2 protein-coding genes and 2 pseudogenes are annotated in these 3729 nt (G+C 29.6%); all 4 read left to right on the forward strand.

The genetic code is table 11. The annotated features are described in order from the left end of the window. Nucleotides 1-250: 250 nt before the first annotated feature. Nucleotides 251-393, forward strand: a pseudogene (locus tag L866_RS09755) (type A2 lanthipeptide); the annotation flags it as partial. Nucleotides 394-455: 62 nt separating this feature from the next. After that, nucleotides 456-1193, forward strand: coding sequence for an ABC transporter ATP-binding protein (locus L866_RS0108045; RefSeq protein ID WP_025730856.1), 738 nt, complete (start codon nucleotides 456-458; stop codon nucleotides 1191-1193). 1 nt (nucleotide 1194) lies between these two features. Next, nucleotides 1195-3102, forward strand: a complete 1908-nt coding sequence (locus L866_RS0108050) for an FtsX-like permease family protein (protein ID WP_025730858.1) — start codon at nucleotides 1195-1197, stop codon at nucleotides 3100-3102. A gap of 37 nt (nucleotides 3103-3139) precedes the next feature. After that, nucleotides 3140-3637: pseudogene (locus tag L866_RS0108055) on the forward strand (hypothetical protein); the annotation flags it as partial. Nucleotides 3638-3729: the final 92 nt, after the last annotated feature.

Below are 3729 nucleotides of genomic sequence, written 5' to 3' on the forward strand. Positions count from 1 at the left end.
GTCCTCCTAGGTATGTTTTGTGGTAAAAACATTGTACCGTAAAAGGAGCTTTATATGACCTTTTATCTTTTACACAATTATATGGACTTTATCGTTATTTGAGTCTTAGCAATTTTTGCTAAGACTTTTTTTGATTCCTTTTCAAGCATATTTAACATTGGTTTTTGCACTTTTTACTCATTAAAAATGAAGACATATTGGTTAAAATAAGCGTGTAGAAAATATTTACTACATCCTAATAGGAGTGAGAATGATTGCCATGAAAAACTCAAAAGATATTTTGAATAATGTTATCGAAGAAGTTTCTGAAAAATAACTTATGGAAGTAGCTAGTGGTAAAGAGGTTCAAGTTGGTTTGCAACTATTACTGATGACTGTTCGAACTCAGTATTTGAAATTGTAACGTTTCTTTCAATGAAAACACTCATAAATAAATATCAGGAGGAAGAGGTAAAATGAATCAATTAATATTGAAAGATGTTTGTAAAAAATATCTCAATCAAGCGAATTATGCTCTAGACCATATCAATTTAACTATTGGAAAAGGAGAATTTGTGGCTGTCATGGGGCGTAGCGGTAGTGGAAAAACGACACTTTTAAATGTTACTTCGATTATTGATAAAATTGATAGTGGGAGTATTTATTGTGTAAATAAAGAAATTAGTGCATTTTCTGATAACGAGGCAACTAATTTTAGAAAAAATGATATTGGTTTTGTTTTTCAAGATTATATGCTGTTAGACAGTCTAACCATCAGGGAGAATATTTCTGTTGCTTTGTCTCTCAAGAATGTTGATTCATCAAAAATTGATGATTTGATAAATAACTATGCAAAAAGATTTAATTTATATGAACAGTTGAAGAAATATCCTTATCAACTTTCTGGAGGTCAGAGACAGAGGGTCAGTATTATCAGAGCAATCATTAAAAAACCAGAGATTATTTTTGCTGATGAACCAACTGGAGCACTTGACTTGAATTCTTCTGAAGAAACAATGAGGATTTTGAGTGAAATTAATAAAACGGAAAAGGTAACTATTTTAATGGTTACTCATGACGTTTTATCAGCTTCTTATGCCGATAGAGTTGTACTCCTCAAAGACGGTAAACTTCACATGGAGATTGATAAAGAGGATTGTGGTGAGTCGTTTTATGATGTAATTAGTCAAGCTTTATCCGATAGAGGTGAGTAATATGATTTGGTCAATTACAAAATCTAACATTAAAAAAAATTTTTCGTTATATCGCATCTATTTTCTCGCTACGATCGGCTTATTAAGTATTTTTATATCTTTTCTAAATTTCATCTCAGATAAAATCATTGCGGAAAAAATTGGGGATAGTGGTCAAGCACTAGTTATCGCTAATGGGTCATTGGCTTTTCTGACTGTGTTTTTGGTGATATTTTTAATTTACTTCAATAATTTCTTTGTAAAAAAACGTAGTCAAGAACTTGGCGTTTTAGCAATACTAGGGTTTTCAAAAAGAGAATTAACAAAATTACTGACGTTAGAAAATCTTGTTATTCTAGTTTTGAGTTACTTGGTAAGTTTATTGCTGGGACCGACTTTATATTTTTTAGCTGTACTGGCAATTACTTATCTATTGGAATTGACAATGGAAGTTCAGTGGTTTATTACAGTTAATGAGATTATAGAGTCTTTAGGAATATTAGTTGTAGTTTTTCTGATTAATTTCATCACAAATGGACTTATCATTAGTAAACAGTCTTTGATTGAATTTGTTAATTTCTCAAGAAAGGCTGAGAAAAAAATTAGAATAAGAAAAGTCAGAGCTATTATTGCTATTACTGCATTGCTATTGTCATATGTTTTATGTTTGGCGACAATGTTTTCATCCACACGAAATATGCTATTAAGCATAGGGATGGTACCGATTTCTCTATTGATAATTATCTTAATTGTTTTTGGAACAATTTTTACAATCAGATATGGATTGACTTTTGTAATTTCTTTATTAAAAGCAAATAAAAAAAAGCTATACCGTCCTCTCTTTAATATCATCTATCCCAAATTTAACTATCGTATTGCAACAAAAAATAAATTATTAACAGTCTTAGGAGGTCTTTTAACATTAACCGTTTCAGTTACTGGAATTATGGTAATGCTCTATGCTTATTCTCTTAATGGAATAGAGCGATTGACTCCATCTGCTATAGAATATAATGTTAAATCAGAAAATGGTCAAATTAATGTTACAAATATTTTAGAGAACAACCAAGTGAGCTTAGTTAATGTTGATCTATTGAGATTGAACACTACCCCAGAAGTGACTATCACAGAAACTGGGCAAAAAATTCCTTATTTTGATATAATTAATTACAGTGATTACAAAGAGTTAATGAAAGCTCAAGGGAGAACAAATTCTATTGAAGGTAGTGAGGCATTACCATTGTTAATAAATTATTATCCAACAGAAATCAGTCTCGGGAAAACCTTTAATTTGGAAAATGCATATGATGTTACTGTAAAACATGTATCAACGAATAATGTTTTTAGTTTTTCTACAAGTGTCACGACTCTGGTTGTTTCTGATAAATTATATGCTAAACTTAGTTCTCGTTTTCTAGAGAAAGGAATGACAATTAGGACTTTTAATGGAAATTCTATTAGGTCAAGCGAAACATTTTACAATCAGTTTAGTACGGTTCCTGATGTTATCAGTAGTTATAGTAGGGAATACACAGTAAAGACTGCTAATATTGCGACTTATATCTTTATAACTTTCCTATCCATCCTCTTTATTATTTGTACAGGTAGTATTCTATACTTTACAAGCCTCATAGAAATCATGGAAAATAAAGAAGAATATAGCTATCTAAGTAAGCTAGGTTATAGTAAAAAATGGATTAACCGGATTCTCGGATATGAAACAGGTATACTTTTCCTTATTCCTGTATTAATTGGGATTGTAAATGGTAGTATGTTGCTTATTTTCTATAAATATTTATTTATGGATACATTGGTAGCAAGCAATATCATAATACTATCTTTATTGCTTTGTCTGTTTTTCTTCTTGGTAATATATGGTACATTTTATTTATTGACATTGCGATCAGTGAAGTCAATCATCAACAATTAAGTCTAAAAATTTTAACTTTAATGATTAAGGAAATAATATGATAAGAATAGAAAAAATAACAAAGAGTAAATTTTTTGATATTGCAGTAATCTTGTTACAACAATTAATAGTCTTGTTGATTTTGGTCTATAATCGAGAGAACTTGTCTCTTCTTTTCTCTGAAAAAGTGGCTCTTGTAATGACTCTTATTGATACAACTTTTATTTGGCTGGCAGCAATATTACGCAAAAAACAAGATGATATTTTTAAAAGAATTATTTTTATCATCTCCTTAACAATTTGGCAATACTTGGTATCTGTGCTATTAAGGGAAACTTCTCTCTTTTTTAGTAGTGGTCTACAAATTATATTGCTCTATTGTTATACCGTTGAGATTACTGATTTAATATTATATGGGCAGAAACACTTTAAGGATAAGTTAGATAAGTGCTTGTTAATATTTATTTTCGTTTCTCTAATTAGCCTTTTAGTTAATAGAATTTTATTTAATTTTTTATTCCTGATTATTTTGACTATTTTACACCTTTATCCGTTAAGTCAAGTCCATAATCTTGTGTAAAATACTATACAATGTTCTATACTCTCTTACTGGTTAAACTTGATATACTTTCTTGTAGAACTGAGCCA

Origin of the sequence: Atopobacter phocae ATCC BAA-285, from assembly GCF_000526675.1 — a bacterium.
Classification (GTDB): Bacteria; Bacillota; Bacilli; order Lactobacillales; family Aerococcaceae; genus Atopobacter; species Atopobacter phocae.